The 25,642-nt window shown below is 40.5% G+C and carries 26 protein-coding genes; 12 read left to right on the top strand and 14 right to left on the bottom strand.

Translation table 11 applies throughout. The features are described from left to right. Positions 1–23: 23 nt before the first annotated feature. Positions 24–569 carry an SPOR domain-containing protein gene (locus tag ABJE44_RS04805; RefSeq protein WP_348113500.1) on the top strand — a complete coding sequence of 182 codons (546 nt, stop codon included), beginning with the start codon at positions 24–26 and terminating at the stop codon, positions 567–569. A gap of 60 nt (positions 570–629) precedes the next feature. On the opposite strand, the gene ABJE44_RS04800 is transcribed toward ABJE44_RS04805, so the two are convergent. From ABJE44_RS04800 to rutA, 7 genes are all read right to left on the bottom strand, one after another. Further along, positions 630–2,120: a CoA-acylating methylmalonate-semialdehyde dehydrogenase gene (locus ABJE44_RS04800; protein WP_348113501.1), complete on the bottom strand. Its 1,491-nt coding sequence runs from the start codon at positions 2,118–2,120 to the stop codon at positions 630–632. A 145-nt stretch (positions 2,121–2,265) separates the two neighbouring features. Continuing rightward, positions 2,266–2,796, bottom strand: a complete 531-nt coding sequence (locus ABJE44_RS04795; protein ID WP_348113502.1) for a flavin reductase — start codon at positions 2,794–2,796, stop codon at positions 2,266–2,268. A 29-nt stretch (positions 2,797–2,825) separates the two neighbouring features. Beyond that, positions 2,826–3,416, bottom strand: a complete 591-nt coding sequence (locus ABJE44_RS04790) for a malonic semialdehyde reductase (RefSeq protein WP_348113503.1) — start codon at positions 3,414–3,416, stop codon at positions 2,826–2,828. A 38-nt stretch (positions 3,417–3,454) separates the two neighbouring features. Further along, a complete protein-coding gene (rutD, locus tag ABJE44_RS04785) occupies positions 3,455–4,228 on the bottom strand; it encodes a pyrimidine utilization protein D (RefSeq protein WP_348113504.1) in 774 nt (257 codons plus the stop codon). A gap of 67 nt (positions 4,229–4,295) precedes the next feature. Continuing rightward, entirely contained in the window at positions 4,296–4,679 is a 384-nt protein-coding gene (gene rutC, locus ABJE44_RS04780) for a pyrimidine utilization protein C (RefSeq protein ID WP_133468112.1), read from the bottom strand. A 50-nt stretch (positions 4,680–4,729) separates the two neighbouring features. Continuing rightward, positions 4,730–5,455, bottom strand: a complete 726-nt coding sequence (gene rutB, locus ABJE44_RS04775) for a pyrimidine utilization protein B (protein WP_348113505.1) — start codon at positions 5,453–5,455, stop codon at positions 4,730–4,732. Next, positions 5,455–6,540: a pyrimidine utilization protein A gene (gene rutA, locus ABJE44_RS04770; protein WP_348113506.1), complete on the bottom strand. Its 1,086-nt coding sequence runs from the start codon at positions 6,538–6,540 to the stop codon at positions 5,455–5,457. Before rutA ends, rutB begins: the two co-directional genes overlap by 1 nt. 320 nt (positions 6,541–6,860) lie before the next feature. Between rutA and rutR the strand changes: the two genes are divergently transcribed. Further along, complete coding sequence (rutR, locus tag ABJE44_RS04765) at positions 6,861–7,529, top strand: HTH-type transcriptional regulator RutR (RefSeq protein WP_348113507.1); 669 nt, start codon at positions 6,861–6,863, stop codon at positions 7,527–7,529. 24 nt (positions 7,530–7,553) lie between these two features. Here the strand turns inward: rutR and ABJE44_RS04760 are convergent, their stop codons facing one another. After that, positions 7,554–8,576, bottom strand: a complete 1,023-nt coding sequence (locus tag ABJE44_RS04760; RefSeq protein WP_348113508.1) for a prolyl oligopeptidase family serine peptidase — start codon at positions 8,574–8,576, stop codon at positions 7,554–7,556. Between the two features lie 306 nt (positions 8,577–8,882). Between ABJE44_RS04760 and hslV the strand changes: the two genes are divergently transcribed. Both hslV and hslU read left to right on the top strand, forming a co-directional pair. Beyond that, positions 8,883–9,407: an ATP-dependent protease subunit HslV gene (gene hslV, locus ABJE44_RS04755; protein ID WP_348113509.1), complete on the top strand. Its 525-nt coding sequence runs from the start codon at positions 8,883–8,885 to the stop codon at positions 9,405–9,407. A gap of 65 nt (positions 9,408–9,472) precedes the next feature. Beyond that, complete coding sequence (hslU, locus tag ABJE44_RS04750) at positions 9,473–10,804, top strand: HslU--HslV peptidase ATPase subunit (protein ID WP_348113510.1); 1,332 nt, start codon at positions 9,473–9,475, stop codon at positions 10,802–10,804. A gap of 57 nt (positions 10,805–10,861) precedes the next feature. Here hslU and ABJE44_RS04745 read toward each other — a convergent pair whose 3' ends face one another. The 3 genes from ABJE44_RS04745 to nhaA form a co-directional block, all read right to left on the bottom strand. Then, positions 10,862–11,761: a pepsin/retropepsin-like aspartic protease family protein gene (locus ABJE44_RS04745; protein ID WP_348113511.1), complete on the bottom strand. Its 900-nt coding sequence runs from the start codon at positions 11,759–11,761 to the stop codon at positions 10,862–10,864. A 223-nt stretch (positions 11,762–11,984) separates the two neighbouring features. Then, the gene (locus ABJE44_RS04740; RefSeq protein ID WP_348113512.1) at positions 11,985–12,326 is read right to left on the bottom strand and encodes a PBPRA1643 family SWIM/SEC-C metal-binding motif protein; all 342 of its coding nucleotides are present in this window, start codon (positions 12,324–12,326) and stop codon (positions 11,985–11,987) included. A gap of 237 nt (positions 12,327–12,563) precedes the next feature. Beyond that, a complete protein-coding gene (nhaA, locus tag ABJE44_RS04735) occupies positions 12,564–13,757 on the bottom strand; it encodes a Na+/H+ antiporter NhaA (RefSeq protein WP_348113513.1) in 1,194 nt (397 codons plus the stop codon). A gap of 125 nt (positions 13,758–13,882) precedes the next feature. On the opposite strand from nhaA, the gene ABJE44_RS04730 reads away from it, so the two are divergent. The 4 genes from ABJE44_RS04730 (at position 13,883) to ABJE44_RS04715 (ending at position 18,576) form a co-directional block, all read left to right on the top strand. Continuing rightward, positions 13,883–14,785 (top strand): LysR family transcriptional regulator, encoded by a 903-nt coding sequence (locus ABJE44_RS04730; protein ID WP_348113514.1) that lies wholly within the window; start codon positions 13,883–13,885, stop codon positions 14,783–14,785. A 139-nt stretch (positions 14,786–14,924) separates the two neighbouring features. Continuing rightward, positions 14,925–16,292, top strand: coding sequence for an N-acetylmuramidase domain-containing protein (locus tag ABJE44_RS04725; RefSeq protein WP_348113516.1), 1,368 nt, complete (start codon positions 14,925–14,927; stop codon positions 16,290–16,292). An 8-nt stretch (positions 16,293–16,300) separates the two neighbouring features. Continuing rightward, entirely contained in the window at positions 16,301–16,729 is a 429-nt protein-coding gene (locus ABJE44_RS04720; RefSeq protein WP_133468122.1) for a 3TM-type holin, read from the top strand. 242 nt (positions 16,730–16,971) lie between these two features. Continuing rightward, a complete protein-coding gene (locus tag ABJE44_RS04715; protein ID WP_348113642.1) occupies positions 16,972–18,576 on the top strand; it encodes an ABC-F family ATPase in 1,605 nt (534 codons plus the stop codon). A 46-nt stretch (positions 18,577–18,622) separates the two neighbouring features. Here the strand turns inward: ABJE44_RS04715 and dapF are convergent, their stop codons facing one another. Together dapF and ABJE44_RS04705 are read right to left on the bottom strand one after the other, a co-directional pair. Further along, complete coding sequence (gene dapF, locus ABJE44_RS04710) at positions 18,623–19,144, bottom strand: diaminopimelate epimerase (protein ID WP_348113517.1); 522 nt, start codon at positions 19,142–19,144, stop codon at positions 18,623–18,625. A 5-nt stretch (positions 19,145–19,149) separates the two neighbouring features. Further along, entirely contained in the window at positions 19,150–19,458 is a 309-nt protein-coding gene (locus ABJE44_RS04705) for a hypothetical protein (RefSeq protein ID WP_348113518.1), read from the bottom strand. 259 nt (positions 19,459–19,717) lie between these two features. Between ABJE44_RS04705 and ABJE44_RS04700 the strand changes: the two genes are divergently transcribed. Further along, on the top strand, positions 19,718–20,902 hold the full coding sequence (locus ABJE44_RS04700; protein WP_348113519.1) for a histidinol-phosphate transaminase: 1,185 nt from the start codon (positions 19,718–19,720) through the stop codon (positions 20,900–20,902). Positions 20,903–21,021: 119 nt separating this feature from the next. On the opposite strand, the gene ABJE44_RS04695 is transcribed toward ABJE44_RS04700, so the two are convergent. Next, on the bottom strand, positions 21,022–22,491 hold the full coding sequence (locus ABJE44_RS04695) for an alpha/beta fold hydrolase (RefSeq protein ID WP_348113520.1): 1,470 nt from the start codon (positions 22,489–22,491) through the stop codon (positions 21,022–21,024). A 173-nt stretch (positions 22,492–22,664) separates the two neighbouring features. Between ABJE44_RS04695 and ABJE44_RS04690 the strand changes: the two genes are divergently transcribed. The 3 genes from ABJE44_RS04690 (at position 22,665) to ABJE44_RS04680 (ending at position 25,638) form a co-directional block, all read left to right on the top strand. Further along, positions 22,665–24,176 (top strand): LytTR family DNA-binding domain-containing protein, encoded by a 1,512-nt coding sequence (locus ABJE44_RS04690; protein ID WP_348113521.1) that lies wholly within the window; start codon positions 22,665–22,667, stop codon positions 24,174–24,176. A gap of 68 nt (positions 24,177–24,244) precedes the next feature. Further along, positions 24,245–24,919, top strand: a complete 675-nt coding sequence (locus ABJE44_RS04685; RefSeq protein ID WP_348113523.1) for a nitroreductase family protein — start codon at positions 24,245–24,247, stop codon at positions 24,917–24,919. Then, positions 24,919–25,638, top strand: coding sequence for a heparin lyase I family protein (locus ABJE44_RS04680; protein ID WP_348113643.1), 720 nt, complete (start codon positions 24,919–24,921; stop codon positions 25,636–25,638). Before ABJE44_RS04685 ends, ABJE44_RS04680 begins: the two co-directional genes overlap by 1 nt. Positions 25,639–25,642: the final 4 nt, after the last annotated feature.

The following is a 25,642-nucleotide window of genomic DNA, read 5'->3' as shown; positions in this document are numbered from 1 at the left end:
CTGTTTTCGGATATATCAGTTTCATGGCTCCTAAAGATTACGTGGCCCGCGGCCGTAATAAAAAACCCGCTCCTGCGCCTCCCAAAGTTTCATTACCTTGGTTAAGAATAATTATCACCCTTTGCCTACTAGGATTGTTCGCGTATTTTCTATGGAGTATTAAGGGTAAAGCGCCAGATACAAACACCCAAGTTAACAGTAACGCGCCAGCTCAAATCGCCGAAGACGGTGAAGCTCTGCCCGAAATACCTGACGAAGAATGGGAGTTTATTAAGACTCTTCCTGAGTACACTGTGGAGATTGAGCAACAACAACAAGACCAACCTATAGTGCAAAGGCTAATGCAATGTGGTTCATTTAGAAAAGAACACCAAGCCCAAGAGCTAAAAGCTCAAATTGCATTTCAAGGTTTAGAAGCCCAAGTGCGCTCAAGTAAAGGCACTTCTGGATTGTGGTATCGGGTGATTTTAGGGCCTTATGACAGTAAGCGCTTAGCTGAAAAAGACCGCCACACCTTGCAAAGAGCTAAAATTATTGGCTGTAAGATTTGGAACTGGAATTTAAACTAATAAGGGTTTGAGCTAACCGGCACACCTACATGTGCGGGTTAGCCTTAATCTTAAAGAAGACTAACTTGGAAAAGCAAAGCTCACACCTTCCCGCACACCACTTGAAGGCCACCTTTGGGTAATGGTTTTACGCTTAGTATAAAACCTAACGCCGTCTGGGCCATAGGCATGCAAATCACCAAACAATGAACGCTTCCAACCACCAAAGCTATGGTAAGCCACAGGCACAGGTAAAGGGACATTAATTCCCACCATTCCCACTTGAATATTGTCTGAAAAGTACCTAGCCGCTTCACCATCACGGGTAAAGATACACGTACCGTTACCATATTCATGATCGTCAATTAGCTGCATGGCTTGTTGCATAGTGTCTACGCGGATAACTTGTAACACAGGGCCAAATATCTCAGCCTTGTAGCTGTCCATATCTTGAGTGACGCCATCAATTAAAGTAGCGCCGATAAAGAAACCATTATCGTAACCTTCAACTTTAGTATTTCGGCCATCGACTACAATTTTAGCGCCTTGTTGCTCGGCACTCGCTAAATAACTGCTCACCTTATCTCGGTGCTGGCAACTAATCAGCGGCCCAAAGTCGTTGCTCGCATCTGTGTAAGCCCCTACTTTCAATCCGGTCATCGCTTGCTGCATTTTGTCTACTAAAGTATCGCCAGCTTTGTCGCCAACCGCCACAACAACAGACAAAGCCATACAGCGCTCTCCAGATGATCCAAAGGCTGCTCCTAACAACTGATTAACGGCGTTATCCATATCAGCATCAGGCATCACAATGGCATGATTTTTAGCACCACCTAACGCCTGACAACGTTTGCCCGCAGCGTTAGCTGTGGTGTAAATGTATTCTGCTATAGGCGTAGAACCAACAAAACTCACAGCCTTTACTGTGGGGTTAGTCAGCAACTCGTCTACCGCTTCTTTATCACCGTTCACTACATTCATGACGCCATCTGGCAAGCCCGCTTCTTTTAGCAATTGTGCTATGAAAAGTGTTGAGCTAGGCGCACGTTCAGAAGGTTTAAGAACAAAGGTATTGCCGCACACTATTGCTAATGGAAACATCCATAACGGCACCATAGCTGGGAAATTAAACGGGGTAATGCCGGTCACCACACCCAGAGGTTGAAACTCACTCCAAGAATCAATATTTGGGCCTACGTTTCTACTATGCTCACCTTTTAGTAATTGTGGCGCACCACAGGCAAACTCAACATTCTCAATGCCTCTTTGAATTTCGCCAGCCGCATCATGGCTGATCTTGCCATGCTCCTGACCAATCAATTCGGCAATATGCTCAGCATTGTCTTCAAGTAATTGCTTAAATTTAAACATCACTCTCGCCCGCTTCAATACCGGAGTATTTCGCCATGCAGGAAACGCTGCTTGAGCAGTATCGATTGCCTCTTGCACCGTTTCTGCCGATGCTAATAAAACCTGCTTATCCACAGCCCCTGTTGCGGGGTTAGTGACATCTTGAGTTCGCCCTGTAGGAGTGACTATTTCTCCTTTAATAAAATGTCCAATAGTTGTCATGATTTTTCCTCAAACACAGTGCTACCCATTACCCAAATAATGGTCAGTGGCAAACTGGGTAGTCTTATTAATAGAATGAAACTTACCGACAGTTTTCGTTGTTGATTTTATGTGCACTGTCGGTAACCTTTTTATTTAATGTAGATTAGTCACTACTTTTGGTTAGGTGGTGGTAACCACGGTTGTAATAAACCAGTGCTCCAGCCTGTTCTTTTTGCTTGATACCGACTACTTCACAGATAATGACATCGTGAGTAGCGACACTTTTCATTTCCACAATATTGCAATCAAAGGACACTGCAGACTCATCTAAAACCGGTGAGCCAGTGACTAGGGTTTTCCAAGTGCCCTGTGCAAAACGTTCAGACATGGGCGCTTTTCCGCCAAATAGATTTGATAAATTATCTTGTCCTGCGTCTAAGGTATTTACCACCAAACTGCTAGCGTTCTCGAAGGCTTTATAAACAGAAGCCCCGCGGTTTAAACACACCAATAAAGTAGGTGGGTTGTCACTCACACTGCATACAGCTGTCGCTGTAAAACCCGCTTTATCTTGACCTGAACCTGTGGTTACAACGCTAACTGTACCTGGTAAGGCTGACATGCCCTGTCTAAATTCGTCTCCAGAAATACACGGCGCGGTGTTCTCTAGTATCACTTCTTTTAATGCGCTCATGATGAGTCTCCTAGCTTAATAAGTTTCTGTTATACGATTTTGCAAGCTTGCTCAAAGGCTAAGCGAGGCAGACGTTTATGCACTTTTTCACTGTCGCCATAGCCAAGGTTAATCAAAAAGTTAACCTTCCATGTACTGTCTGCGAAAAATGTTTCATCTAATAATTTGGGGTTAAACCCAGACATAGCGCCACAATCTAATCCTAAGGCACGAGCGGCACTTATCAGATAAGCACCTTGCAGTGAGCTGTTGCGCATAGCGGTTTCATAAGCCGCTTCTGGGCTACCAGTAAACCAACTTTTAGCATCGGCATAAGGAAACAAAGTCGGTAGTTCTTCATAAAATTCTTCATCGTAGGCAACAATAACCGTACAAGGAGCCGACATAGTTTTATCTAAGTTACCGCTCGATATTGTAGGCTTTAATTTTTCTTTACCCTCGGCAGACGTCACAAATACAAAACGTGCCGGGCTGCAGTTAGCTGACGTCGAGCCCAGCTTAACCATGTCATATAATTGAGTTAACAAAGCTTCAGGAATAGGTTTATCTTGCCAGTTTGAGTGGGTATGCGCATCGTAAAAGAGTTGCGAAAGTGCTGCATCGTCTAAAGGTGTTGTCATGGGTAATGTTCCAAAAATTTGTTTTATTAATTTAAAAATTAGTTAGATAAAAATGTGAGTAATTTATCGTTGAATACATCTGGGGTAGTAACCGTACAAGCATGTCCCCCATATTCATAAACTGCCAACTCTGCATTAGGTAAAAAGCCTGCTAGCACTTCAGATCTTTGCCAAGGCACCAACATATCGTCCTTGTTAGCAACGATTAAAGTAGGGGTAGTAATGCTTGCTATATCAGCCTCTATATCAAACTCGCTTAAAGCTTGTATTCTTGCTAATAAATTGTGTTTGTCAGGAAAAGACTCAAGCATATGTTGTTCTTCTTGCTCGAGCATGTCGATATTTTGCATGATCCAATCTGGCGGATACAAAAACAAAGCTTGGGCCTGCAAGTACATTAGTGGCGGGCTATTATCTAATAGTGATTTTCTTACCCTAAAGCAACGTAAACTGTGCTCATTAGGGCTACTCCACGCATTAATTAACACCAGACTTTGTAGCAATTCGGGGCGCTCGACAGCAATTTGTAAGCCCACTAAGCCACCTAATGCATGGCCCACAAAATGGCAATGGCTCACATCGATACTATCTAAAAGCGCGAGTAACTCTGTTGCCATTGATTGAATAGAGTAACCACTAGGTAACACTCCAGGGCTGCGACCTGTGCCATTTTGGTCATAGACAATTACCCGAAACCTGCTTTCTAAGGCAGGCAATTGAGCTTTCCAAAAATGAGCAGAGCCCCCTAATCCAGAGCTCAAAACAACAGTTGGCGCCTCCGGATGATTAGAGCCCAGTATTTCAAAATACATGTTTAAACCTTATTACACATTTAGAATTTGTAGCGCTTTTGCTGCAAGGCACGCTTCTATAAAAGCACTAGTCAATGTGGGCAATACTTGCGATTTCCACTAGCGCTTCCGGCTTAACCAAGCCACATTGAATACAGTAGCGAGCTGGTTTTTCACCCGGGAAATATTCAGCATACACCTTATTCAACGCTGGATAATCGTCCCAACTGGTGATCATTATGGTGTTAAATGTCACATCATCCATAGTGCCACCAGCAGCTTCAACTACACTTTTAATGGTTTCTAAAATGTAACGAGTTTGCGCTTCTGCATCCCCAACGTGAACAATATTATTGTCTTTATCAAAGGCTAACGTACCCGAAACATACAAGATATTATCCGCCATAGAACCCGGAACAAAAGGAGCGATTGGGGTACTAGTGCCTGGTGGTATGATTGCTTTTTTACTCATTTTAGATTTCCTTTAATTTAGTTTTTTATGGTAATTAATTAGTGACTTTATTAAGCCAGAACATCACAAAATTCATCTACACTAGATACCCAACCAAAAAAAGTAGCTATATTAAACAGCGCCGATTCTTGGATCATATCCGATCCTGCTTGATAAGTAGCATCAGCCAACACAACGCCAAAATACTCTAAGAAAAACCCATCTCGTAAGGTTGATTCCACACATACATTGGTAGCAATGCCAGTAAACACTAAGTTACGAATGCCACGACTACGCATCATGCTATCTAGGTTAGTGTTAAAGAACCCGCTATAACGGGTTTTAGGAATAATAATATCCCCTTCTTGCGGGATTAGCTCATCAACCAGCTCATAATCCCAAGTACCTTTTGCTAACAGTGTGCCCATAAGCTCTGGGTTTTTACGCATGGTCTTTAAAGCGTTAGATTTATACCAATTTGGTGAGCCGGGGCCGCCTGCTTCAGCATATTTGTTGTCCCAACCATTTTGGAAAAACACAATAGGCATGTTAGCTTTTCTAGCAGCAGCAATCGCTTTGGCAGTTTGCGCAATAACAGGGCCTGTACTTGAAATATCAAAGCCTGCCTTATCCAAATAACCATTTTTACTAGCGTAAGCATTTTGCATATCTACAACTATTAGCGCAGTTTCAGTTACATCAAAGGCTAACGGTTCTGGCTTTGCAGGTAATATAATTTCATTAGGCTTATCGCCAGCACAATAACCAGCAATGGGGAGTTCTGTAACTTCAGACATTATTCACCTACCGCAGCTTTGATGTGTTGACGAGACTTCATAAGTGGTTGAATCTTTTGTCCGTAATCATCCATGCCTTGAATAAAGTCATCAAAGGTTAGGAGTACACCCTCACAACCCGGCACAGTATCAATTTCGTCTAGCATGGCGGCAACTGAAGCATAAGAGCCCACTAACGTCCCCATATTTAGGTTAACTGCTGACGTAGGATCAGTCATATCTCGAATATTGGTATCTTTACCTGATTTTTTATCTGCGGCGCCCTGTTGTGTCATCCAATCTAAAGCAGATTGGTCTTTACCGTCTTTATACATTTGCCATTTAGCCATGGCTTTCTCATCAGTTTCGTCGGCAATAACCATAATCAATACCACCGAACCAACGTTTCTGCCTTTTTCTTCTGCCACGACTTTTAAACGCTCTGCGGTAGGGGCAAAAGCAGTTGGCGTATTTACGCCTTTTCCAAAACAAAAATTGTAGTCTGCATGTTCTGCTGAGAACTCCATCCCTGCCGCGCTTTGACCGGCACAAATAATAGGGATTTTGGATTCTGGCATAGGCTTCATACGGCAGTCATCCATTTGAAAGTGCTCACCTTTAAAATCACTGCTTCCGGTTTCCCACAACTCTTTACACACTTTGATGTATTCACCTAAGTACTCGTAGCGGTTAGAGAAAAACTCATCACCAGGCCACATACCCATTTGTGAATACTCTGGACGCTGCCAGCCAGTTATTAGATTTACACCAAAACGGCCGTGAGAAATTGAATCGATAGTGGCAGCCATACGGGCAACAATAGCTGGCGGCATCACTAGGGTGGCAGCAGTTGCATATAACTTTATTTTAGAGGTAACCGCAGCTAACCCTGCCATCAAGGTGAAAGACTCTAAATTATAATCCCAAAACTCAGTGTCCCCCCCAAACCCTCTTAATTTGATCATCGATAAAGCAAAGTCCATATCGTACTGCTCTGCTTTTCTCACCACCTCTTTGTTCATGTCAAAACTAGGTTTGTATTGAGGTGAAGTCTTAGAAATTAACCAGCCATTGTTACCAATCGGAATAAATACGCCTACGTCCACTATTGCCTCACTTATTTTTTGATTATCTTTGTTACGTACAACTCACTAAATTTGTAAATAACAAGGTGACAGTTATAAACTGCTTAGTTGTTAAACAATAACAAGACATAGCACATTTCAGACCAAATGGTAAAAAACCATAAATTACAACAAGATAGACATAAAAAACAAACAAACATGGACCAAACGGTCCAAAATATTGCGTGATATTCGTGCAACAACGCACAAAAAAAAGGCGGACGATAAAAACACCATGAGCCTAGATTATTTTAATCAAGGATATTAGAATTCAAAAGAGCTAATAAAAGGATTCATTTACCTTGTCATCGGAAAAAATAACAGTCAATTCAAAGACATCCCAAGCATTAAGCGGCGGATCTAAACGTAGTCGAGCAAAACTAGATAAAAAGAATGCCATTATGCAGGCCGCCTTAGAACTGTTTTCTCGCCATGGTGTAAAAGGCACCAGAGTTGAGAAAATAGCCGCTTTGGCCAAGGTATCTAAAACTAACTTGCTCTATTACTTCAATAGTAAAGAGCAACTCTACATAGATGTGATGCAGCGACTATTGCAGGTTTGGCTTGCTCCTTTAGCTAGCTTTAACGAAGAACAAGATGCCATAGAAACAATCAATGATTACATTAGAGTAAAGTTAGAATTATCAAGAGACCACCCAGCGGAGTCTCGGTTGTTTTGCATGGAAATGCTGCACGGTGCACCATTACTAGAAGATCAGCTAAAGTCTCCATTAAAGGAATTGGTTGATTCAAAAGCTGCGGTTATTAATGCTTGGATTGCTGCAGGAAAATTAGCGCCTGTAGACCCATACCACTTAATTTTTACTATATGGTCAACCACCCAACACTATGCAGATTTTCGTGTTCAAATCGAATCAATAACCAGTAAAAACCTTGATGACCCAGCTTTTTTCGAAAACACTCTTAGCAACCTACAAAGCATTATTCTACAGGGTGTACGGCCTAACTGAAGTAAATGAGATAAATCAAAGAAATTACAAATATTCATGAAACCAGTCAGTTAATTCTTTAATCGCTAGCGGCTTGGTTTCTGAACTCCAGCCATGCCCTTCCCCCTTATAAATACTTAACTTATGAGGGTGCGCTAATTTAGTTAACACTTTATCTAACCATATAGCATTGGCCACATTAACCTTTTTGTCTTTATCGCCATGTTGTAATAAAATAGGGACTGATTTATTCAATTTATCAGCCCACTTCAACACAGAGCGCTTCTCTAATTCTGCAGCTTTATTAGTGTCATAATTGGGAATTCTGATTTTATAGACGTTTTCCATTTCAGCTCTGTTTTCAAGCTCTTTTAATAAATCACTTGCTCCCATAACACTCGCTACAGCCTTAACATTTGGCATATGTTGTAAAGCTAAAAATGTTTGCATCCCCCCTCTACTACTGCCATACATGCCAAGTCTAGAATCATCTACATTTTCAATGTTAGGAATAAAGTCCATAAGTTTCACAACATCATCAACATCAGCGCCACCAAACTCGTCATACTCACCAGGCTTTACATGGTCATCAAAAGCTCCCCTATATTGGCTGCCAATGATGGCAAAACCTTGCTCAGCAACGGGAAATAGCTTATGGAACATTGCTCCAAAAACCATTGCACCATAACGTCCATTACCACCACGGTTATAAATTAAAACAGGTAAATTTTCTTGGTTTTTAGGTTTAATTAAATAGCCATCAACTAACACACCATCGACCTTGTATTTAAAAGTAATACACTCTAAAGACGCTTTATAATTGTCAAAACTAGACTCCGAGAAAAGCGTTTGAAGCCCACTCATTCGCTTTTCAAGCTCCTCCGGTGTCTTTGTTTTGCGTTGATTCATTTTTTTAAGCATTTGCATCCATGATGCATAACTTTCGAACTGGCCTCTATAACAAGACTGAGTGGCGACAATATCTGGATGCGTGAAATGAATTTCAGCATAAGAAGAGTCATTTATACACATGTTGATGAGCAACAAAAAAATAAGTATTTTTAACATTAAAAGTCCGTTTAATTATAAAACTGATGCAGTAATGACAGTTAATACAAATTTACATTGATGGGGTAGTCAGTCAAGCCACATTCACGACAAACTGAATACTGTACTACCTATTGCCAAGAAGCCTAGGTTCAGCCACAGCAATTGATAAGCAAATAGAGACTATCCTTGAAAAACAATCAATACTCCCCACATCTAATCCATCTGGCAGCGTTTTACATTATTAAAACGCCAAAGCCCACTCTTAGCCCTAACAACCATTGATGAATTTAGCCATGGTTGTTAAGAGATATCGAAGGAATTTTTGTGACTACAATTGTATCTGTACGCCGTAATAACCAAGTTGTTATAGCAGGTGATGGCCAAGTATCACTTGGTAATACTGTAATGAAAGGCAATGCTAAAAAAGTACGCCGTTTATATCATAATAAAGTACTGGCAGGCTTTGCCGGAGGCACAGCCGATGCCTTCACTTTATTTGAACGCTTTGAATCTAAACTAGAAATCCATCAAGGTAACTTAACCCGTGCAGCCGTTGAATTAGCCAAAGACTGGCGTAGTGATCGAGCTCTGCGAAAGCTTGAAGCCTTGTTAGCGGTAGCAGATGAAACCGCTTCTTTCATCATTACCGGTAATGGTGATGTGGTACAACCTGAGAATGACTTAATTGCCATTGGTTCAGGTGGCAACTTTGCACAGGCATCAGCTATGGCGCTATTAGCCAATACTGAATTATCGGCACAAGACATTGCTGAAAAGAGTTTAACTATAGCCGGTGATATTTGTGTGTTTACCAATCACAGTCAAACTGTCGAAACGATCGATTACTAATATCAAACAGAACTTCATGAGCTCCACGCTTCAAAAGTGGCTCACTTTATATAAGGTTTTTTAATATGTCAGAAATGACCCCAAGAGAAATAGTTCACGAGTTGGACAGTCACATTATCGGCCAACAAGATGCTAAGCGTGCAGTGTCAATCGCACTACGAAATCGCTGGCGCAGAATGCAACTTGAACCAGAACTTCGCCAAGAAGTTACGCCAAAAAATATCTTAATGATAGGCCCCACTGGTGTAGGTAAAACAGAAATTGCTCGCCGCCTAGCTAAACTCGCCAATGCCCCTTTTATTAAAGTCGAAGCCACTAAGTTCACAGAAGTGGGCTATGTGGGTAAAGAAGTTGAAACTATCATCCGTGACTTGGCCGATATCGCCATCAAGATGACCAAAGAGCAAGCAACCGGAAAAGTAAAATTCCGTGCTGAAGAAAACGCAGAAGAGCGCATCTTAGACGCCCTGTTGCCGCCGCCAGAAAACGCCTTTGGCGAAAAAGAAGAGCCTCAAGACAAAGGCACCAGACAAATTTTTCGCAAAAAACTACGTGAAGGCCAGTTAGACGATAAAGAGATCGAGCTAGATTTTGCAGCGCCTCAAGTTGGTGTAGAGATCATGGCCCCTCCTGGCATGGAAGAAATGACCAACCAACTTCAAGGTATGTTCCAAAACCTATCAGGTAAAGAGAAGAAAAAGAAAAAACTTAAGGTAAAAGAAGCCTTTAAGTTATTGATTGAAGAAGAAGCCAGCAAACTAGTGAATCAAGAAGACTTAAAGCAAACCGCTATTGAATCATTAGAGCAAAATGGCATTGTCTTCATCGATGAAATTGACAAAATTTGTAAGCGCGAAGGCACCACAAGTGGCGGCGACGTCTCCCGTGAAGGTGTGCAACGAGACTTACTGCCATTAGTTGAAGGCTCAACCGTATCCACAAAACACGGCATGGTAAAAACTGACCACATTTTGTTTGTCGCCTCTGGCGCATTCCAAATGAGTAAGCCATCAGATCTTATCCCAGAGCTACAAGGCCGCTTACCCATTCGTGTTGAATTATCAGCATTAACATCTGATGACTTTGTACGTATTTTAACAGAGCCTAACGCTTCATTGACCGAGCAATATGTTGCTTTACTTAAAACAGAGGGGGTTGATGTAACCTTTACCGAAGACGGTATCAAGCGAATTGCTAATGCCGCTTGGCAAGTAAATGAACGCACCGAAAACATTGGTGCAAGGCGTTTACACACAGTAATGGAACGCTTAATGGAAGAAATTTCTTACGACGCTTCTGAAAGAAACGGTGAATCATTGATAGTCGATGCTGAGTACGTTAACAATCATCTAGATATGCTAGTAGAAGACGAAGATTTAAGTCGCTTTATTCTTTAATCATTCTCTTAAAATATGCCGCTTATTTTAAAGTAAAAGTAAGCGGCGTTTTTGACTTTAAGGTTTGATATAAAGTTTAGCGCTCGCCACATCAATAATGGTACTCATCTGAGCCAAGTGCTTATTACCTAAAACACCAATAAGGCGTGCTTGGTTTTCAACATTTACTGCATTCATTAATGCCGTAAAATCAGTAGTAAAAAAGTCATCTGAAATTGTCGTATGCCCAAAGGTAATAAGGCCATTTTTAAACACCTTCATTGGCAGCTCTATTCCATCGCCGATAACGGTTTTTGCAGTGGGGTGATCTTGCAAATCTAAACCAAACGACTTAAGTACAGACTCATCTAATACTATTTCAGGCGCTCCAGTATCAACTAACAATCTTACTTTTTGCTCTGCTAATAGAGCATCCACAAAACTAAAACCCATTGGTGACTTTTGTAAGGTAACGATATTGTAAGGTTTATCAGAAGTTGCAGTGAGAAATTTATCTAGGTCGGTCTGGCCATCAGGGAGTAGTAGCTTAGCGTTTTTCACGTCCAGCAAAGCATTCAACTCAATCAATGCATCGTTGCCTATAATACCCATCACTTCGGGAGTAAACCGACTTGATGAATCATTAGAGAAAATAGACTTAAGACGAAGCTGTTTTTTGCCAATAGAAAATTGTGCTATATCCACTGTCATAGTAGCAATTTTGCCCGCGTCAGCATCGCCTATGCGAACCCCGTCGATTCTATTTTTGTTAGTTTTAATACCAAAAACATCTAGGTTTTGACTAAAAATGACAGTGCCAGTTACGCCGGTATCAAGTATGAATTTTGCCTTTACGTCATTGATAGACGCATGTACTTCAAAGTGCCCATCTTCAGTCTTGATTAAAGGAATCCCCTCCATCTCCGCATATGATAAAAATGACATGGTTGCTAAAAATACTAAAATGAGCGCTTTCAAAAAAATATCCTTTTTATAAGTTGAAGTTATTTGGCCCACTTTTTTTAGATAAGTTCAGATTTACTGACGAGCAAGTTGATTCAACAAACCCTCTCAACAGCCAGGCATATTGATATATTGAACATAGAATTGAGTCAGCTGCTCCCCGTTAACGTTGGAATTCAATGAACACCTCTATTGTCGTAAAGAGCATGAATCAAGGTTTTGAATCCATATAATGCATTTATCCACAGCACTTCTTATATTTTTTACCACTACCGCAGATACATGGATCATTCCGAGCAGGGGCTTTTTCAACGGTTACTGTGCCCTTTTTATTCAGTAATGCAGTTAACTCGTTTATCTTCTCTACCGCTCCTTCCTTTGTGTCAATGGTAATATCTGCATACAAGTCAGCTTCAGCCACCAACGCCTCTACTTCTTGCTTACGAGTGTCACTGGTAACCACCAACTTAAGGGGATATTTTTTACTACCTGCAATGCGGCTAGCGTTGCGCTCATAACCGTATTTTAAGGTCGTCTGGCGGGCGTCTTGACGACCTTTAAAAAAGAATTTATCTGACATTTGATGTTCCGAATATATAAAAGTAATAAGCAGGTGCCATCATCAAATTGTCACAAAAACGAGTAAAAACACTCTGCAAATACGAACAGGTTAAAGTGATAGGCTGCTATAAAAAATTATTCGCAAGTTTACTACAAGTACCAAGCTCACACATAGCCTGCCTGAGATTAATACAGTCTTTCGGACAAAAAACGCCGCGCTAAGGCGGCGTTACAATTACAAATATTTTTTCTATAGTTACTCAATTAGCTGTTTCGGCTGAGTTTCTTGCTGCCCTGTTTTAGCCAAGATAAATGCGCCAATAAAAGCAGATAAAATAGAGCCTATCAATACCCCTACTTTAACACTCACCTGATACTCTAAGGGTTGCTCTTCAAAAGCTAAGGTCCCTATAAATAAACTCATAGTAAAGCCAATACCGCATAATAAAGTCACGCCGTACAGCTGTGCCCAAGTAGCTTTTTCGGGTAGTTTAGCCAATCCTGATTTAACGGTTAGCCAACACACTCCGAAAATCCCCACCTGCTTACCAATAAATAAACCGGCAGCTATTCCTAAGGTAATAGGATTGAAGATATTATCCATAGTGGCACCAATTAATGACACGCCAGCATTAGCAAAGGCAAATATAGGTAAAACAAAAAACGCCACCCAACTATGAAGCTTATGCTCTAGGTGCTCCAACATTGGCTGACCATCGGTATTTTCGAGCTTTAATGGTATAAATAAAGCCAATGCAAAACCAGCTAACGTAGCATGTACGCCAGACTTTAAGACTGCAGCCCACACCACAACCCCCACCAGAATGTAGATACCTTGAGTACGAACATTAAAGCGATTTAATAAAAACAACACAATTAATCCAGACACAGCAACCGCCAGAGAAACGGTAGATAAGTCTTGAGAATAAAACAGCGCAATAATAACAATAGCCCCAATGTCATCAAAAATAGCCACGCTTAGTAAAAAGAGTTTTAAACTCAAAGGTAAAAATTTACCAAAGATAGTGAACACACCAACAGCGAAGGCAATATCAGTGGCAGACGGGATAGCCCAACCTGCAATTGCAACGGGGTCATCGCTATTAAACCAAACATAAATTAACGCTGGAAATACAATACCTGCAATGGCCGCCACTGCGGGTAATGTTATTTGGGCTGGTGACGATAAATTTCCTCCTAATATTTCTCGTTTAATTTCTAAACCAACAAGAAAGAAAAATATAGCCATTAAACCATCGTTTACCCACAGAATAAGAGGCTTAGCAATTTCAAAGTTTCCAAATGCTACAGTCACAGGGATAGCTAACAGCCCATTATAGAGCCCATTAAGCGGCGTATTAGCCATTATCATAGCGACTATAGCTGCCAGAATTAACACCACGCCACTCGCTGCGTCGTGCTTGAAAAAAGCCTGAATTGAACTAGGCATACTCCCCCCTTTACTAATTTTAAAAAGTAGTTATACAGAAAAAATATGCATTGTAATATTCGAATTATATTTGCATATCATCAACTTTAGGTTGATGATTATCGTTTTTATATAAGCTATCGCCCGTGACTAACCTAAACTATCAACATCTATTATATTTTTACATCACCGCAAAAGAAGGAAGTATCGCGAGAGCCTCTAAAGTATTGCATCTCACAGCTCAAACTATTAGTAGCCAGATATCAGTGTTAGAAGACACTTGCGGTTTTCAACTTTTCGATAGAATTGGTAAAAGGTTAGTATTAAATGAAAAAGGCAAGCTTACCTATACATTTGCTGATGATATATTCAAATTAGGTAATGAGCTTCAGCATACTCTAAAAAATCAATATCAAACCTCACAACATATTTTTACAGTAGGCATCACAGATGCGCTACCCAAAGTTTTAGCTTTCGATTTATTTCGCTCTTGTTTTGAAAACGACCTAAATACGCACCTTATTTGCAAAGAAGGAGATCTCGACTCTTTAATGACAGAACTTGCGGTTAATAAACTAGATATAATTTTATCTGACAGACCTATGCTACCAGGTGTACATGTAAAAGCATTTAATCATGTTATTGGTGAAGGTGGCCTTACATTTTTAGCAAGTGCTAATCTAGCTGAGAGTTTAAAAGACAATTTTCCCCAATCCTTGCACCATCAACCCTTTCTAATTTCAGGCGAAAAATCAGTACAGCGACTAAACCTACTCACTTGGTTCGACAGTCTTGGTATACAACCAATTATAAAAGCAGAGTTTGAAGACAGTGCATTAACAAAACTTTTTGGGCAAGCTGGATACGGAGTATTCTGTGCGCCTACCTCAATCGAGCAACATTTAATGGAACACTATGATGTGAGCATTGTAGGTAGAACGAAAGATATAAAAGAAAACCTGTATTTGATTTCCCCAGAACGAAAACTAAAACACCCGGCGGTTGTGCCCTTATTTGAACATGCTAAAACCATTATTCAGGCTAAATAAAATGGGATTACAAATCTAAATAAGAATCTATTGAAATTGTGTAATTAGCCTTCTATATTAATGACACACATGAATTACTAAAAGGATTTTATAACATGTTTGCCACCATCTTTACGTCTTCAAAAGTCAGCCCAACGCCATGTTAGCGGCAGTGACCCCTACCCGATTAAATGTTCGCAGTATGCCTACTCCAAGCTCAGCTGTATTAGGGCAATTGACTCAAGGTATGGTGATAAAAGGTGAAGGGCCTTTTGATGATTGGGTACAATTTAATTACCAAGATACCTTTGGTTTTATATCGGCACACTATTTACAGCCTATTAATGATTTAGCCAAACTTACCGGAACCGTTAATACCAACCACCTTAATGTACGTGATTCTCCATCTGCTAGTGCAAAATACCTAGCCACACTGACTCGCGGCGCGTCTGTGAAAACCTTAGCATTTGTTAACGATTGGCTAGAAATAGAATTTAACGGATACACCGCATACGTTGCTGCTATTTATGTAGACTTAGTTTATGTATCAGCAGGCTATTACGCAAAAGTAAGTGCTGACTTATTAAATGTACGGTCAGCCCCTTATCCAAACGCAGGCTTATTTGGGCAACTTGCACAAGGAGAAGAAATTTGGGTAGAGGGGCAACAAAAAAATTGGAGTCAAATTCGTTTTAATGGCAACCGTGGCTACGTTGCTAGCCAATTTATTAATAAAGTGGATAACTCAGAACCAACTCCAATCGTTATAGATAACACTCAAGAAACTATCATTCCTATTGAAAACCATAGCGAGAGTTTATCCCGATTGACACCCAACACCATTTTAACTGTGGCAGGGTCAAATGAGCAACGCAACGCAGCAGCCACTTGGAACAAATGGGGAGCTTTACTGGAATCGCTCAGTACTGAAAAGGCGCTAGATGTGGCCTGTGCTCTAGCTGTGCTATGTGTAGAAAGCTCTGGTAAAGGGTTTGAGCAAAACAACAGTGATCGCATGATTATCCGCTTCGAGAATCATAAATTTTGGAAGTTTTGGGGCAAAAACAACGCGCAACAATACCGCCAACACTTTCGCTATCGAGATGACAAGGTTTGGTTAGGCCATGAGTGGCGGCGTGAACCAACAGGTGAATGGCAATCTTTTCACGGCGTACAAGCTAATGAATGGCAGGTATTTGAATTTGCTCGGCAACTAGACGAAAGCGCTGCTATGTTATCTATCAGCATGGGGGCACCGCAAATCATGGGGTTTCATTACGAACGTATTGGTTATCAATCTGTAGTTGAAATGTTCGATGCTTTCTCATTGAATATTCAAGGACAAGTTAACGGTTTATTTGATTTTTTTTCAACAAGAATGCTGGGGTATTTACGAGATTTATCTTTTGAGGAGTTCGCAGGTATGTACAACGGCTCAGGACAGAAACAAGTTTACGGCGAAAAAATACAAAAACATTATGTGGCATTTAAAAAGATGATGCCTAATTTGGATAACAGTCATTCCTAGGAGGGAATATGAACGTTTTTTCTTTTATAAGTAACATTTTTGAACCCGCAGTAAAATTAATTGATGAAGTACACACCAGTACTGAAGAAAAGCTCAAACTTCAAAGCCAAATTAAGGCTGTCGAAAACGAATTACTTGCAAAGGTAATCGATTATGAAAACCAACTATTGCAAAGCAAAACCGCCATTATTACTGCCGAAGCAACGGGCCAGTCTTGGATGCAACGTAATTGGCGGCCTATTACCATGCTTACATTTTTAGGTCTGGTGGTATTTGACAGCTTTGGCTGGCTGCCTAACCCGCTAGCGAAAGAGGCATGGACGTTACTGCAAATTGGTTTAGGGGGGTATGTTGCAGGCCGCTCGGCAGAAAAGATGACTCAACAATATTTAAAAGCTCGCCCTGCCGAGCCCAAAAATGATATGGCCAAGGGATAAAGCCAATTCACCCAAGGGAATCCCGTAAACCTGCTAAATAACTCACCTATCAGTTAAGAATATTTAGCAGGTTAATCATTCACAATGTGAGATACACCTGAGCAGTCTCTAAACTGTTTAAAAAACCGCCTTGCAATCTCGACATTTAATCTTCAGTTCCGTATGATGCGCGCCTTCGCTTGCTTGATAACCTTATCAGGATGCAAGCCCATCTATTTACTTTATCTCTGGACGACAAACTTTTGATTTCTACTGCAAATATCACCATGCAATTTGGCGCTGAGCCATTGTTCGAAAATATCTCAGCCAAATTTGGCCAAGGCAACCGTTACGGACTGATAGGTGCCAATGGTTGTGGTAAATCAACCTTTATGAAGATCCTTACTGGTGAGCTAGTACCTAGCGCCGGTAACGTGTCGATTACCCCAGGTGATAAAGTTGGAACCCTAAGCCAAAACCAGTTCGCCTTTGAAGAGTTTACTGTTGTCGATACCGTGATCATGGGCGACACCAAACTCTGGAAAATTAAACAAGAGAGAGACGAAATCTATTCTAAGCCAGAAATGAGCGAAGAAGACGGTATGCACGTTGCTGAGCTTGAAACCCTATTTGCAGAAATGGATGGCTACACGGCAGAAGCCCGCGCTGGTGACTTGCTAATTGAAGCTGGCATAGAAGAAGACGCTCACTTTGGTTTAATGTCACAAATTCCCCCAGGCAAAAAGCTCAGAGTATTATTGGCTCAGGCTTTGTTTTCTAACCCAGACATATTGTTATTAGACGAACCTACCAACAACTTGGATATTTACACCATTAATTGGTTGGCTGAGGTACTAAACCAACGTAAATGCACCATGATCATCATTTCGCACGATCGTCATTTTTTAAACTCTGTATGTACACATATGGCCGATATTGACTACGGTGAGCTACGCATATACCCAGGTAACTACGAAGCCTACCAAGCTGCATCTTCGTTAATACAAGAGCAATTATTAACTGAAAATGCCAAGAAAAGTGCCGAAATGGATGAGCTGCAAGCCTTTGTTGACCGCTTCTCTGCTAATGCGTCAAAAGCAAAACAAGCTAGCTCTCGGGCTAGACGTTTAGAAAAAATCACCCTTGATGAAGTTAAGTCATCTAGCCGCCGTACTCCACGTATTGTTTTAAAGCAGCATAAAAAATTACATCGTCAGGCGTTAATTTTAGAGCAGTTAGGCCATGGTTTTGAAGGCGAGTTGTTGTTTAAAGGTGCTGACTTAATTTTAGAGGCTGGAGCAAGGCTAGCTGTTATTGGTGAAAACGGTGTGGGCAAAACCACGTTTTTACGTTGTTTAGTTGACCAATTACAAGCGAAAGAGGGGGTAGTTAAATGGTCTGAAAATGCCACTATTGGCTATTGCCCTCAAGATAGCACGGCTGACTTTGCAGAAGATTTAAGCCTGTTTGATTGGATGTCTCAGTGGCGTACCCCCAAACACGACGACTTAGCAGTAAGAGCCATGTTAGGTAGTTTGCTTTTCAGCGCAGATGACTTTAACAAAAAAGCCAAGGTATGCTCAGGTGGTGAGAAAAACCGCTTATTGTTTGGCAAGTTGATGATGTCTGATATCAATGTACTGATAATGGACGAACCCACAAACCATATGGATATGGAAGCCATTGAAGCACTTAATAACGCCTTGAAAAAATTCGACGGCACCTTGATTTTTGTTAGTCATGACAGACAATTTGTGTCTTCACTTGCAACTCGAGTAATTGAAATAAACAATCAAGAAGTGATTAACTTCCAAGGTACTTACAACGAGTACCTAGCCAGCCGTAAAGAAGCTCAAGCAAAAGCTTAAGACTACATGAGCTCATATCCGAATAATTGGGTATGAGCTGACTTTTTTATTTTATGGTGCAATGAAAAGCTTCTGATACAAAATTCCCTTCACAGATTTTACACACAGCCCCTGACATAGTTGCAGCATAACTTTTATTTAGATCAATATTAATTATGCCACCTGGCATATGCACATCGATATTTGGATCACATAGCCCTAATGCCCTTGCAACAGCAGCCGCCGCTGTGCTGCTTGAACCAGAAGCAAGCGTGTAACCTGCTCCCCGTTCCCATATCTCTATCTGAATTGCAGACCTGTTGAGAACTTTCATAAACTGTATGTTGGTTTTATTCATAAACCTATTGTCATTTTCAATCAAGCTTCCATATTCTTTAGCTACAGAATCATTAACCTCATCAAGCAAAATAACACAATGGGGGTTACCCACATTCGCTACAAAATATGTAAACTCTCGGCCCTTAACAGTAAGCACTTGAGGTTTAGGGGTTGGCTCCCCAATTGGCTCATGTGTAAACCTAACTTTGCCCATTCCTACGGTTACTGAAAGCCCATCATCAGCAACCAAAGCCTTTACTGCTCCCCCTTAGTTTCTATACTGAACTCCTTATCGAAGACCAATGACTCATCCCACAAATACCTTGAGAAAATTCTTAAACCATTACCACTTTTTTCTGCTTCGCTTGAATCTGGATTAAAAATTCGTAAAGAAAAATCACAGGTATCGCTTTTTTCAGAGCCATAAAGGATACCATCCGAACCAACGCCGAAATGTCGATTACAGATGATTTTAATGTCTTCGCTTGATAATGAAGTGATTAAGTTTTTAGGATCAATGACAATATAATCATTTCCTAATGCGTGGTATTTAGTAAATTTCATTTAATTACTCTAGTTTCCAGTCTATTCACAGTGGGAATATAAGCACTAAGGATTATTATATCCAAAAACCAATTCAATACGATTGTTGGGCATACACCATAAATTGAGTGTGTCAGTACGAACGCCATCAAGTATAGGAGTGATTTTTTACGCAATAAGTTTTTCTATGTACCCCCATAGCTTTTATATTGGACCATTGCATAGCTTACAAATACTAATTAGTCTAATGTCCCGGTATTTTTTACAGACAGAGTGGCTAATGAACCAAGAGAACCAAAACAACCCTTTAATCGATTCTTCACGCCGTAAGTGGCTTAAGTCCGTTGGAATAGGCGCTAGTGCTGTTGCCTTGTCATCTTGTGTTAATTCTAGTGTGAAAGAGCTTAGCGCTGCGGGAATGAAGACTGATCACTTTCCAACGGCTACACCTAACTTAAATGATGGCTTAGTGCGTTTATCATCGAATGAAAATGCTTTTGGTCCTTCTGCTAAAGCTGTTGAAGCAATGAAAGGTGAGTTATTTAACCTTGGCCGCTACGCTGATGCCACTACTAATGTACTTATCAAAAAAATAGCAGCCCAAGAAGGCGTATCTGAAGATCAAATCATTGTAACAAATGGTTCATCTCCAATCTTGTTTGGTTATGCTGACTGGATAGCAAAAAATGGCGGCAAACTAGTTACTTCAATGGCGACATATGAAGGTGTGCCTCGCGGCGCAGCATTTATGGGCGCTGATGTAACATTTGTTCCTTTAGATGCAGATCTGAATTTTGATTTGGATGCTATCGAAGCTGCTGTAACAGACGATACAACTGCAGTTTATGTATGTAATCCAAATAACCCAACTGGAACAGTAGTTGATGCTGCTAAATTAACCGCATTTGCTAAACGAGTTTCTAAAAGATGTCAGGTCTTCATCGATGAAGCCTATATCGAAATGTCTGATGCTTACCCAGCTAACACGCAATCTAAACTTGCTGCAGATGGTTATAACGTAGTTATTTGTCGTACATTCTCTAAAATCCATGCAATGGCTGGACAACGTTTAGGTTACGCTATAATGCCTGCCGACCAAGCCAAATCCATGGGCCGCATGTTACGTATGGGTGGTGTTAACTACCTAGGTCTAGTTGCCGGTATGGCGAGTATGGATGACCACGCGAACCTAAATTCAATGCGTGCCACCATAAAAACCGAACGAAATAAACTGACTACAGCAGCAGAAGAGTTAGGTAGACCGTATGCGAAGAACCCTCAAGGGAACTTCATTTATATGGATACAGGCATGCCCCATGATGAGTTTGCTGCAAAAATGAAAGCTCTTAAAATTAGAGTTGTTGGCAGAACCTGGCCTGGTTACGACACTTGGTCTCGTATCAGTGTGGGTACACCTACCGAAACAGATGCTTGCGTTGCAGCATTAAAAGTTGTTTTAGCGTAAATCGTTTACAATAATAATAATATCTCTTCATATAGACCTGAGTAGCGCTAGCAATAGATATACTGAGGTCTAAATGAAACACTATAGCCCAATCATATGTGATTGGGCTTTTTTTATGCTTATAGTGACTGTTTTAAGTGTTCTATAAACTCAGCTTTAACAGAAATAGTTAGCGTTTCGACTTTTTCTCCTCTCAAAAATTGCTGCATAGTGCTAAGCACCTCAGGTGATGACATAAATAAATTATGTCCCGCATTAACGACTTTTACCTGCGTGACATTACTTAAATGAGCGACTGCTTTTTTTTGCCCTTCAATATAAGTTCTGCCATCTAACGTGCCTGTAAGCAATAGCATAGAAACTTCTGCAGATTTAGGTTGGCGAAAATTATCACCAAGATCTAATCCTTCAACTAACTTGTTTAGGTGGGGCATAGGAAAGTTCAAGAGATCGCCTAACAAACTATCTTCTTTTTGCTGGCGTACTTTCTCCAGACGAGCGTCAGTGATCCCCGATGCAACATCCATGGCCATAGACATCATTCTAAAACCAATTTTTTCGTTATTGAACATGCCTCTTTCGAGTATTTTTGTAATTGACTGATAACTACCACCTTCAATATCTCTGTGAGTGCTTAGTAATAAAGCTAGAAACTCACTAGGATCAGATATAACTCTTGATGCAAGAAACTGCATATGGCGCTTTTGCAATAAAAATGGCATAGGTGATCCATCTTTATCCTTCAAGGTTAATTTAATGGGTTTATCAGCTAACTGTTGATGTACCCTTTGCATACGGCCAACGATATCGCCATATACTGCCAAAAGCTCTGGGTGCTGATTTATTTCCTGTTGAACACGTTTAAAATAAGCACTGGTGTTAACTGGTAGCTTAACTGTTTGATCCATCCCCTCAGCGCTAGCAATCACAACTTTATCTATATGTTCTTCAAACAATGAGATAGCGGCTAGTGCCAAGTGACTACCATAAGAAATACCCCAAAGAGTGACTTTAGGAGCCTTAAAATGTAGGCGTAGGTCATTTAAATCCCACGCATTTTGAACCGTTGTATAACCCAGTACATCTGCGCCTTGCTTTGTCCAGTTAGATACGCACTCCGCGGCTGCTATACGATACCTTTGCTCGACCTGATTGATAGGCACAGCTTCTGTTAAACCAATGGCATAATCTGATACACAATAAGGCATTTTTTCCGATGCGCCTGTGCCGCGCTGATCTAAAGCAATCACATCTGCATGCTCTCGTAGTGCCATAAATAATGGGAAACGACGCCATTTGGCAGTACCAATTCCAGAGCCACCAGGCCCACCCGATAAATAGATAATAGGGGAGCCTTTGAATTTTCCGGTTGCAGGGAACCGCACATAGTTGACCCTTATATCGCGAGAGTTAGCTTTGTTACGGTTCTCGGGAACCATAATATATCCTTCATAGGCATCTGTTTGCTGTCCGTCATTTGCTGTGAATAGTATTGCTTTTTCGTTTTTAAATAATCCGATATTCTCATTGGCATTAACTACATAATTAACCGCAGTAAATATTAGTAACACTAAAATTTTATAGTACATGTGATATACCCGTATTTGATTTAAGATGGCTTAATTGCATCACCTTTTGGCACTCAGGTAATAGGAGGTTTCTGCCAAAGGCCCTTGAATCCTTGGCCTAATGGTTAAGCGGTAGTGTTTTTACGATATTCGGCAGACTGTTTTAATCTGCTAGTCTAAATAGGAAATAAAAATTGCGTTTGTATCACTTCTTTGTTTGTTTATTTTCAACATTAATCTGTCCCAACGTTAGTGCAACTGATTCAGTGTATTCATTAAGCACCCAAACATTCACCCAATGCGTTGATGTGCCCACTTCGATAAACTTTCCAGATTTTTCACAACCCAACTGTCAGCCGGTAAACTTTTGGGAAATCGACCCTCAAGGCAGAAACTTATGGCTACGCACAGACATACCCGACCAAGCTATTTTAGATTTAGATAACAGACCGATTGGACTTTATTTATTAGGTAAAACATCAAGTGTTGTATATTTAAATGGCATAGAAATAGGCAACAATGGGCAGCCAGATATTAATCAGAGTGAAGAAATAGTTGGTAAAATGGACCATGTTTTTTACCTACCAAAAAAACATTTAAAACCAGAAAAAAATGAGTTGGTACTGCACCTTTCAGCTAACCATGGCTATCTTGATCTTACTCGCCCCATTCACTTTTTAGGTTTAGCGACCTACGGAACTAACAAAATATTTATTCAAAAAGGTAGTTCATTAGGCCTAATTTTTATGGGCATGTTTATACTTAGCAGCATCTATTTTGGTAGCTTGGCTTTAATGTCCAAAGAAAAATCAGCCTTAACTTTACTTTTTATGATGTCAATTTTTGTAAGCGCACAACTAGCAGCTGAGATATCACGGGGCGTATTTGATTATAGTTATCCTATGCAAGATATACGATTAATTTGTATCGCTTTATTTGCCATGGGTTTTGGCCTATCGCTACTCGCTTTTTTTAGCCATCAGTTTGCTGGCAAGCATAAGCATCACTGGATATACAGTGGGGCCTTGATTACGATTCTTGCAATGGTTCTCACTCCAGGTTTTGATATCAAAACGGCATTTGCGATCATGCTCCCAGTCATCATATCTTCGCTACTGCTTATCACCACACTAGCAAAAAACTTCAATTGGTATACAGCTAAGTATTTAGTCGTTATGTTCGTTTTTATAAGTACTATTGTGGCTACAAAGCAGTACTTTCACGAATTAGCCTTTTATCTCATTGTTGCGAGTTTACTTACCTACTTATTTTTTCAACAGGCAAAAGATTATTCAAATGAGCTGGAAATCGCACAGGCTGAAAAAACATTACGTGGCAAACTTGAATTGAAACTAGAACAAATGCAGCAACAAAAAAATGCTAATTTCATCAATATCCCCAGTGCCGGAAAACTCGATAAAGTGCCCACTCAAGAAATATTTTATTGCAAAGCGTCAGGAGATTACGTTGAACTAAAGCTGCAAACCAAAGAGGTGCTTTATAGCGGTAGTTTAAAAGCAATAGCAGAACAATTACCGACCACCTTTATCAAAGTGCATAGGTCTTACATAGTTAATCTCGATAAAGTTATCAGCCTAAAACGCGATGGCGAAAATGGACATCTAATATTAAGCAACAAGCTGCAAATTCCAGTAAGTAGGCGAATGTTACCCCAAGTTAAAGAATCTTTAATAAGTCACAGTTAATATTTATTGATAACTAACAAATTCATTTTCAACCAAATACCGTAAACAAAATTAGTAACGAGACTCTTATGCAAAACCACAATGCCTCCCCATTAAACGATTTTATTGAATATCCTCAAGCTGAAATGCTGCTGCGTTCAGAGCAGTTTTATACAGACATAAAACGTCGTCATAGCATTCGCCAATTTAGTGATCGGACCGTTGATAAAGCTATTATTGAAAATTGCTTAAAAGCCGCAGGTACCGCACCTAATGGCGCAAACCATCAGCCTTGGCACTTTGCTGCTATTCATTCACCAGAAATTAAAAAGCAAGTACGAGAACAAGCAGAAACTCACGAGCGAGGCTTTTATGAAGGCCGAGCAGGAGAAGAGTGGCTAGGTGCATTAAAACCATTAGGCACAGACGCAAACAAACCTTATCTTGAACATGCACCTTGGCTCATTGCTATATTTAGTCAAAAAACTAAAGAGTCTGAAGCCGGCCAAAAGCAAAATAACTACTATGTACACGAGTCAGTTGGTATCGCCACAGGCTTTTTGATTAATGCCTTACATCACTCTGGCCTAGTTACTCTAACCCATACCCCTAAACCCATGAGTTTTTTATCTAAAATTTGCAAGCGTCCAGATAATGAACGCCCCTATATGCTGTTAATCGTAGGTTATCCTGCAAATAGTGCGACAGTGCCTCACCACGCTAGTACTAAAAAACCACTAGATCAAATTGCAAGTTTTCTGTGATGGCTATCAAAGTACTTTTAACAGCGTGTATCTTATTGTTTACAGGCCTAAGTATTGCCTGCCCTGAGTGGCACGCTAGTACCGAAAGCAACCAAGTGTCAGGGTGGGATTATCAACTTAATCCTCAGAATATAATGGTTACACCTGATCCTAAAGATAGTAATGCTAGAGTAATAAAGTTAACTATTACCCCAGATTCAATTTGGCCTAATGGTCATACTCGGGCCGAAGTAAAGCACAACGGCTGCGCAACAAACGAGGGGGATACTAGCTATTTTTCTTGGGAGTTTTATCTAGACAGGCCCATCAAGATAACTAACAACATAGCCTACTGGGAAACAGACAAAACCTATCAACAAAGTATGGGATTTTATCTCAAGCCAGAAGTTAAAAACGGACATCCAATTACAGAATTGACATTTTTCAGTAGCCACCCAAAACGTCAGATACATTGGCAAAAAGCTGTTGAAGTAGGTAAATGGCATAGAATAGATATGGCTTTGACCTGGTCTGAAAACAAACAAGATGGACGCATTAGCCTGTGGTTTAACAACCAAGCAGTGATTACCAAATTAGCGGCTGAAACCAAACCCGATGCTAACCCATTATTCATACAACTTGGTTTACATAGAAATCAATCAGACACACTGGTAGATACTATCTATCTACGCAATGCCAAAGAGACGAGCTCTTTGGCACAACTGTTAACGGTTAAGTAAAGTT

Source organism: Paraglaciecola sp., assembly GCF_039942875.1.
Taxonomy (GTDB): domain Bacteria; phylum Pseudomonadota; class Gammaproteobacteria; order Enterobacterales; family Alteromonadaceae; genus Paraglaciecola.
Note: the sequence above shows the minus strand (reverse complement) of the source record. Positions and strands in the feature narration are given on the sequence as shown.

What these genes read in the sequence shown, in the direction of transcription:
- ABJE44_RS04805 (WP_348113500.1), top strand. Translation starts at nt 24, where the DNA reads ATGGCTCCTAAAGATTACGTGGCCCGCGGCCGTAATAAAAAACCCGCT.
- ABJE44_RS04800 (WP_348113501.1), bottom strand. Translation starts at nt 2,120, where the DNA reads ATGACAACTATTGGACATTTTATTAAAGGAGAAATAGTCACTCCTACA.
- ABJE44_RS04795 (WP_348113502.1), bottom strand. Translation starts at nt 2,796, where the DNA reads ATGAGCGCATTAAAAGAAGTGATACTAGAGAACACCGCGCCGTGTATT.
- ABJE44_RS04790 (WP_348113503.1), bottom strand. Translation starts at nt 3,416, where the DNA reads ATGACAACACCTTTAGACGATGCAGCACTTTCGCAACTCTTTTACGAT.
- rutD (WP_348113504.1), bottom strand. Translation starts at nt 4,228, where the DNA reads ATGTATTTTGAAATACTGGGCTCTAATCATCCGGAGGCGCCAACTGTT.
- rutC (WP_133468112.1), bottom strand. Translation starts at nt 4,679, where the DNA reads ATGAGTAAAAAAGCAATCATACCACCAGGCACTAGTACCCCAATCGCT.
- rutB (WP_348113505.1), bottom strand. Translation starts at nt 5,455, where the DNA reads ATGTCTGAAGTTACAGAACTCCCCATTGCTGGTTATTGTGCTGGCGAT.
- ABJE44_RS04760 (WP_348113508.1), bottom strand. Translation starts at nt 8,576, where the DNA reads ATGTTAAAAATACTTATTTTTTTGTTGCTCATCAACATGTGTATAAAT.
- hslU (WP_348113510.1), top strand. Translation starts at nt 9,473, where the DNA reads ATGTCAGAAATGACCCCAAGAGAAATAGTTCACGAGTTGGACAGTCAC.
- ABJE44_RS04740 (WP_348113512.1), bottom strand. Translation starts at nt 12,326, where the DNA reads ATGTCAGATAAATTCTTTTTTAAAGGTCGTCAAGACGCCCGCCAGACG.
- nhaA (WP_348113513.1), bottom strand. Translation starts at nt 13,757, where the DNA reads ATGCCTAGTTCAATTCAGGCTTTTTTCAAGCACGACGCAGCGAGTGGC.
- ABJE44_RS04725 (WP_348113516.1), top strand. Translation starts at nt 14,925, where the DNA reads ATGTTAGCGGCAGTGACCCCTACCCGATTAAATGTTCGCAGTATGCCT.
- ABJE44_RS04720 (WP_133468122.1), top strand. Translation starts at nt 16,301, where the DNA reads ATGAACGTTTTTTCTTTTATAAGTAACATTTTTGAACCCGCAGTAAAA.
- ABJE44_RS04705 (WP_348113518.1), bottom strand. Translation starts at nt 19,458, where the DNA reads ATGAAATTTACTAAATACCACGCATTAGGAAATGATTATATTGTCATT.
- ABJE44_RS04700 (WP_348113519.1), top strand. Translation starts at nt 19,718, where the DNA reads ATGAACCAAGAGAACCAAAACAACCCTTTAATCGATTCTTCACGCCGT.
- ABJE44_RS04695 (WP_348113520.1), bottom strand. Translation starts at nt 22,491, where the DNA reads ATGTACTATAAAATTTTAGTGTTACTAATATTTACTGCGGTTAATTAT.
- ABJE44_RS04685 (WP_348113523.1), top strand. Translation starts at nt 24,245, where the DNA reads ATGCAAAACCACAATGCCTCCCCATTAAACGATTTTATTGAATATCCT.
- ABJE44_RS04680 (WP_348113643.1), top strand. Translation starts at nt 24,919, where the DNA reads ATGGCTATCAAAGTACTTTTAACAGCGTGTATCTTATTGTTTACAGGC.